We start from the raw sequence: 6554 nt of genomic DNA, 5'->3' as shown, positions 1-6554 counted from the left end.
GACATAGAAAAACTCCTTTCGATCTTAATGCGGTTGGTAGCCACATTTAAGTATAATCGAAAGGAGTTTTTAACGCTAAAGCTCTTGGCAGCTCACCCGTAAAACGGGTGGTTTTATTACGTTGTAATAAAACCACCATGTCTCTCCTCAGCCTTCAATGGCCGACAAAGACATGGGGGTATTCTATATTGTTCCTATAACCTTGTGCGTTGACTCATCATAAACCTAAAAAATTGGACGTCAAGAACGGTTGTACTAAATAAAGATTAAAGCATGATTGTTTGTTGTTGTTCCCTAGCTAATCGTTGTTGTTCTTTAGTTAGGAAGTGGCCTGAGACTTTACTCGATTGAATAATATTGACAAAGGCGTTGGGATCGACTTCGGAAACAGCGAGCTGTAAATCATAGAGTTCATAGCGGTTAACAACTACCATTAAGACATGGCGTTTCTCACGTGAATAGGCTCCAACACCATCTAATATCGTAATTCCTCGAATTAGCCGTTGATGAATCATATCGACTAATTGGGCTTCCTTATTTGTCACAATAAAGCAAGTGAGACGTTGTTCATTCGTATGAATCACATCAATCATCCGAGACGCCACATACATAGCAACAATGGTGTATAAGGCATATTCCCAGCCAAAGAGAATGCCCGCTCCGGCAATTACAAATAAATTAATTAAGAAAGATAAAAAACCAACATTTATTCCCGTAGCTTTCGAAACAACTAACGAAATAATATCAGTACCCCCAGTGGACATCCCAAATTTAATGGTTAAACCCACACCAAATCCAGAGATTACCCCACCTGCAATAGCATTCATAATAGGATTTGGAGAAACAACCTGGATAGGGATAAGATGGGTAGCTAAGGAAGAAACCGTGACGACAACTAAAGTCATAATGGTAAAGTGTCGGCCTAATTTGAAGTAGGATAACACTATTAAGGGTAAATTTAAAAGAAAATACAAGTTACCTGTTGATAAAAGATGACGCAAACCAGTCTGTTTCGTGAAATAAGCTAATAGTTGAGCCATCCCACTCACACCAGCACTGTAAATATCGCCCGGAATAAAGAAAAGGTTCAAAGAAACCGCAAAGGTAAAAGCAGCAATAATGACTACGATACCTTGTAACAAATAATTAGCCCAAGCATGGTCAGATAAAAACTTATTAAACACAGGATCATCCTCTCAACAAAATAAAATTAAACGGGAGCGGATTCTCCCAATTGGGCCGTTAATGGTTCTTGGAGACTACGCGCAATTCCAGAGCCTACTACTAAGGTTTCGTATAGTGGTTGCGGATCTTGGCCCACACGCATCAAATTCCGTAAGAAAATCTCACCGTCACCCGCTAAATGCAAAGCATAGTAGCCTGTCTTCATCTCATTTAGTTCATTGATTAATTCTAAAGCAGCTGCTTGCTTATTAAAGTTAGACATCATATGCACATGGCGATAAATAATTTGTGCATCACCAAATGATTCCTCGGTCTCCTGAACAATGACTTCAACAATTAAAACACGTGATTGAGACGCTTTAAATTTGAAACGATAAAGATGGTGGCCACCTTCAATCTGAGTATAATCAAATGGTAATTCCTTTTCGGTCAAAAGGGCTTCAAAGACTGTTTTATCAAGTGCCATAATGATTCTCCTTCGCAACTTTCTTGTCTAATTTTTTATTTTCTAATTAAGTATAACAGAGTTAATCGTATTACAAAAGGAGATCGTTCACTTATTCAGGCAAAGATTTTTCACTTAACTAGACAATTCTCTTTTAAATTTTCTCAACTGTGATATAGTAGACGCGTAATGTTTAATTTTATTATACAACCTACATTCAAAGGAGTCTGTCGCTATGGAAATCAAAAAGTCCATAATCACCTCGTCTTTAGACCAAGAAAAGCTCAACGATCTCAGTGAAATCATCAACTTAGAAGCTATCCAACAATTACCAAAAGCAACTGAGCATTTTATTTCTGACGTTCACGGGGAGTTTGAAGCTTTTGACCATATTTTACGCAACTGTTCCGGTATTATCCGTCTAAAAATTGCCACACTATTTAAAGATCGGTTAACTGAACAAGAACAAAAAGAATTATGTTTTAATATTTATTATCCAGAAGACAAAATTGTCGGTGCTAAAAAATCACAAGAAGAATGGCAAGCATTGCTGACCCATTTGGTTGAATTGACCCGTTTTGTTTCTAGTAAATATACTCGTTCCAAAGTTCGTAAGGCTATGCCTAGTGAATACGCTTATATACTCGAAGAATTACTTTATCAATACGACGAAGATAATAAGAAAGCCGATTACTATCAAGCCATTTTCACCAAGATTATCGATTTGGATTTAGCGGAAAACTTCGCTGTAACCTTAGCTAATTTAATCCGTCACTTCGTGGTGGACCATCTTCATCTAGTAGGAGATATTTATGACCGTGGGCCTCACCCAGACCTCATTATTGATTCCTTGATGCAAATGCCTTCAATGGACTTTCAATTAGGTAATCATGACTTAATCTGGATTGGTGCCATGTCTGGATCGATGGCTTGTTTAGCAACTGTCTTGCGGATCACTATGCGCTATGGTCATTTAGCTCTTTTGGAGAAAGATTATGGTATAAACATTTCACGTTTAGCCAAATTTGCTCACAAACACTATCAACCTTTAGATGCCTTCGCTCCTCGCGGCGTAGACGACAGCATGACCCAAGAAGAAAAAGATTCAATTAACCGAATGCATCAAGCTATCTCTATTATTCAGTTTAAGTTGGAAGGTCATATCATTAAACGTCGTCCAGAGTTTAAAATGGATCACCGCCTTCAACTCACCCAATTAACAGACGATCGTCAAACGCTACATATTGATGGTGTCGACTATCCTGTAATTGATGGTTGCTTCCAAAACGTAAAAGAGGATGACCCCTTTGAATTATCGATTGGTGAAGAATTAGTCATGGTTGACTTATTCAATCAATTTTTACGTTCTGATCGGTTAAAACGACATATCGACTTTTTAGTCGAAAAGGGTTCCCTCTATCTGATCCATAATAATAATCTCCTCTTTCACGGTTGCTTACCTTGTACACCAGAAGGAGACTTTATGGAACTCGAGTTTGATGGACAGCGCTATAAGGGTAAGGCACTCATGGATTTCTATACCCAAGCCATTCAAACGGCTTATGCAGATCCTTTCACCCATGATGACCTAGCTACCGACTTAGTGTGGTACTTATGGTGCGGCGAGGGTTCATCGCTTTTCGGTAAGAAAGATATGAAGACTTTTGAACGTTACTTTACTACTGACAAAGCCCTTCATAAGGAAGCCCAAAATTCCTATTATAAATTACGTAATGATGAATCCTTCTGCTTAAAGTTGATGCAAGAATTTGGCTTAGATGGCCAAGGTTATATCATTAACGGTCACACCCCTGTCAAAGCCATTACCGGTGAAAATCCGATCAAAGCGAATGGTAAAATGATTGTTATCGATGGTGGTTTAGCAACCCCATACCAGAAAGTGACTGGTATCGCAGGTTATACTTTAGTTGATAATTCTCACGAAGTTTATATCGTTTCTCACCATCCTTTTACCAGTAAAGAAGACGCCATTCAAAATTACTATGATATTATTCCTACCCAGGAAATCGTCCATAAACGTATCAAACGAGCATCTGTAAAAGATACAGATATCGGTCGTCAATTAGGTCAACAAGCTGAAAGTTTAAAAGCAAAATATCAACTTAACTAGAAATATTCAATTTTCTTAGCCTAGCTTACACAAAGACATTCCCGCTAAATACCACTGAATAAGTCTAATCTTTTTGTTTGACTCTATTCCTTAAGGTATTGAGCGGGAATTTTTTAATTCATAAAAATACTCTAACTTATCGTTGTGTTATTTTCTATGTACCTCACTAGTGCGATCTAATCTATTTAGACAAGCCTTCATAGATTTTATCAAGGTTCCATTTCATCATCGCATAATAGGAATCTCCCTCTTGACCCGGCTCGGCAACTGAGTCAGTAAATATCTTCGCATGAATCGGTAAGCCTGTTTCTTGAGCGATGGATTTCATCGGGCGATCATCTACACTGGATTCAACAAATAAGGCTGGAACTTTTGAACTTTTTAATTTTAAGACTAAATCTTTAATTTGATCGGGAGTTCCCTCCTCTTCAGTATTAATTTCCCAAATATAGGCTGATGGAATATGATAAGCTTTTGAAAAATATTTGAAGCAACCTTCACTCGTTACAATCAGTTTCTTTTCTTGTGGGATAGCGTCAAATTTCCGCTTGGCCTCTTGATCCAGTTTAGCCAACTTAGTCGTATAGTTAGCAAGATTTTTTTCGTAAAAGGCTTTGTTTTTGGGATCTTTAGCCCCTAATTGCTTAGCAATATTACGAGCATAGATAATACCATTCTCAAGATTTAACCAGGCGTGAGGATCTTCTTTGCCTTGCTCATTTTTTCCTTCAAGGTAAATGACCTCAATCCCATCGCTGGCAGCAAAATAATCTTTATTGGCTTTTTTATTAGCATTTTTGACTAATTTAGTAAACCAAGCATTGCCTCCAGTCTCAAGATTGATACCATTATAAAAGATAAGATCCGCTTGACTGGTTTTGGTAATATCTTCCGGAAGGACCTCATATTCATGAGGATCTTGACCCACTGGCACAATGCTATGTAAATCGATTTTATCTTGACCAATATTTTTGGTTATATCAGCCAAAATTGAATTGGTGACAACTACTTTAATTTTGTCGTTTTTTGGGGCAGCGTCAGCCACATCTATTGAACTAACTAAGCCCAAAATTGAAAATAGAGACATAATAAAGGCTAGTTTCATTAAGTTATTCTTCAATAATTTACTCATTAATTATTCACTCTCTTTCTTAAATGTTGTTGTTTGGGAGAAACAAAGAAACTAATAGCAAAACCAAAGGTTGCCGTGAGAACAATACAGGATCCGACAGGAATATTATAAGTGTATCCAATCATCAGACCTAAGATTGAATAGAGGGTTCCTAAACTTGCTGCTAGGATAACCATCCATCTTAAGCTATTCGCATAAAGGTAAGCTGTTGCTGCTGGCGTAATTAACATTGCAACGATTAATATCGTACCTACACTCTGCATAGCTGTTACTGCCACAAGGGTCAAAAGAAACATGAGAAGATAGTGATAAAAACTAACGTTCATTCCTAAGGCTCTAGCCATGATTGGATCAAAAGAAGTTAACAAAAATTCTTTAAAAAACAAGAAAACCACTAGCAAGACTAGACCAGAAACCGCCAATGTAATCCACAAATCGGTATCTTGGACAGCTAAGACATTGCCAAATAAAATATGAAATAAATCAGTCGAGGATTTTGCTACTCCAATCAGGATAACGCCCAAGGCTAAGAAAGATGAAAAGATAATGCCAATAGCAGTATCTCCCTTAATCAAACTATTCCCTTTGATGTATGTTATTAACAAGGAAGCCAAAAGACCAAAAACAATAGCACCTACAAAGAAATTTAAACCTAAGATATAGGAGATGGCGACACCCGGGAGAACGGCATGCGAAATGGCATCCCCCATTAATGACATGCCCCGAAGGATTATAAAGCAACCAATAACCCCCGAAACTAGTCCAATAATTACGGCTGTGATAAATGCATTTTGTAAAAAATGAAAACTCTGCAAGCCTTCAATAAACGGTTGAATCATGCTACATCCCCCTTAACCATAATCTGTTCACCATAGGCTAGAATGAGATTCTTTTGATTAAAAACCGTCTCAGTTAAACCATATGCAATTAATTTATGATTTAAGATTATCAAGTGATCAAAATAGGCTTTCACCTTGCTTAAATCGTGATGAACAATAAGGATGGTTTTACCTTGGCTCTTCAGCTTTTTCAAAGTGTCCATCATAATCGATTCACTAATTGAATCAATTCCCACAAATGGTTCATCTAAAATAATATAATCAGCCTGTTGAACTAAACAACGGGCCAATAATACACGCTGAAATTGACCACCCGACAAGTGACTGATTTGCCGATGAGCATAATCCTGCATCTCTACTAGTTGTAAAGCTTCCGTGACATCTTGCCAATTATGAGGATTTAAGCGATGAAACAAGCCCACACTTGGATAGGTTCCTAAAGCGACACAGTCTTTCACTGTTATTGGAAAAGTCTCATCAATCTCTGCTTTCTGTTGAACATAACCAATATTTGTTAAATATTCCTTTCTTCGTCCCCCTTTTATTTCGATTCGTCCACTATGGTCAACTAAATTAAGTATGGCCTTGATTAACGAAGACTTACCCGCGCCATTTGGACCAATAATGCCTGTAATCGTGGGCCCATTAATTTGTAGATTAATATGCTTTAAAACAGGCTGGCCTTGATACGATATCCCTACATCATGACATTCAATCATATTTCACTCTCCTTTTTAGGTGTGTCTAATTTATGTTGTTAGGTTAACCTAAAAATCATACCCTGTCAAGCCTCTTTCTCTTTCAATATAAAAAAAGGTTTGC

Annotated in this window: 6 protein-coding genes; 1 reads left to right on the top strand and 5 read right to left on the bottom strand. The window is 37.5% G+C overall.

Features of this window, described 5'->3' with window-relative positions; genetic code table 11:
• Window positions 1-266 precede the first annotated feature (266 nt).
• Window positions 267-1184 carry a YitT family protein gene (locus tag EIH20_RS02140; protein WP_124057719.1) on the bottom strand — a complete coding sequence of 306 codons (918 nt, stop codon included), beginning with the start codon at window positions 1182-1184 and terminating at the stop codon, window positions 267-269.
• 26 nt (window positions 1185-1210) lie between these two features.
• Complete coding sequence (locus EIH20_RS02135) at window positions 1211-1651, bottom strand: hypothetical protein (protein ID WP_124057718.1); 441 nt, start codon at window positions 1649-1651, stop codon at window positions 1211-1213.
• Window positions 1652-1865: 214 nt separating this feature from the next.
• Here EIH20_RS02135 and EIH20_RS02130 point away from each other — a divergent pair, with 214 nt between their 5' ends.
• Window positions 1866-3761 carry a fructose-1,6-bisphosphatase gene (locus EIH20_RS02130; RefSeq protein WP_124057717.1) on the top strand — a complete coding sequence of 632 codons (1896 nt, stop codon included), beginning with the start codon at window positions 1866-1868 and terminating at the stop codon, window positions 3759-3761.
• A 181-nt stretch (window positions 3762-3942) separates the two neighbouring features.
• On the opposite strand, the gene EIH20_RS02125 is transcribed toward EIH20_RS02130, so the two are convergent.
• The 3 genes from EIH20_RS02125 to EIH20_RS02115 are packed head-to-tail and all read right to left on the bottom strand — an operon-like array spanning window position 3943 to window position 6451.
• Window positions 3943-4866 (bottom strand): metal ABC transporter substrate-binding lipoprotein, encoded by a 924-nt coding sequence (locus tag EIH20_RS02125; protein WP_420894249.1) that lies wholly within the window; start codon window positions 4864-4866, stop codon window positions 3943-3945.
• A gap of 26 nt (window positions 4867-4892) precedes the next feature.
• Complete coding sequence (locus tag EIH20_RS02120; protein WP_124057715.1) at window positions 4893-5732, bottom strand: metal ABC transporter permease; 840 nt, start codon at window positions 5730-5732, stop codon at window positions 4893-4895.
• On the bottom strand, window positions 5729-6451 hold the full coding sequence (locus EIH20_RS02115; RefSeq protein ID WP_124057714.1) for a metal ABC transporter ATP-binding protein: 723 nt from the start codon (window positions 6449-6451) through the stop codon (window positions 5729-5731). Before EIH20_RS02115 ends, EIH20_RS02120 begins: the two co-directional genes overlap by 4 nt.
• Between the last annotated feature and the right edge of the window lie 103 nt (window positions 6452-6554).

It is taken from the genome of Vaginisenegalia massiliensis, assembly GCF_900604935.1.
GTDB lineage: Bacteria > Bacillota > Bacilli > Lactobacillales > Aerococcaceae > Vaginisenegalia > Vaginisenegalia massiliensis.
This window is presented reverse-complemented; position numbering and strand designations above follow the sequence as displayed.

Coding starts and splice junctions, on each gene's coding strand:
- EIH20_RS02115 (WP_124057714.1), bottom strand. CDS start 6,451: ATGATTGAATGTCATGATGTAGGGATATCGTATCAAGGCCAGCCTGTT.
- EIH20_RS02135 (WP_124057718.1), bottom strand. CDS start 1,651: ATGGCACTTGATAAAACAGTCTTTGAAGCCCTTTTGACCGAAAAGGAA.
- EIH20_RS02120 (WP_124057715.1), bottom strand. CDS start 5,732: ATGATTCAACCGTTTATTGAAGGCTTGCAGAGTTTTCATTTTTTACAA.
- EIH20_RS02125 (WP_420894249.1), bottom strand. CDS start 4,866: ATGAAACTAGCCTTTATTATGTCTCTATTTTCAATTTTGGGCTTAGTT.
- EIH20_RS02130 (WP_124057717.1), top strand. CDS start 1,866: ATGGAAATCAAAAAGTCCATAATCACCTCGTCTTTAGACCAAGAAAAG.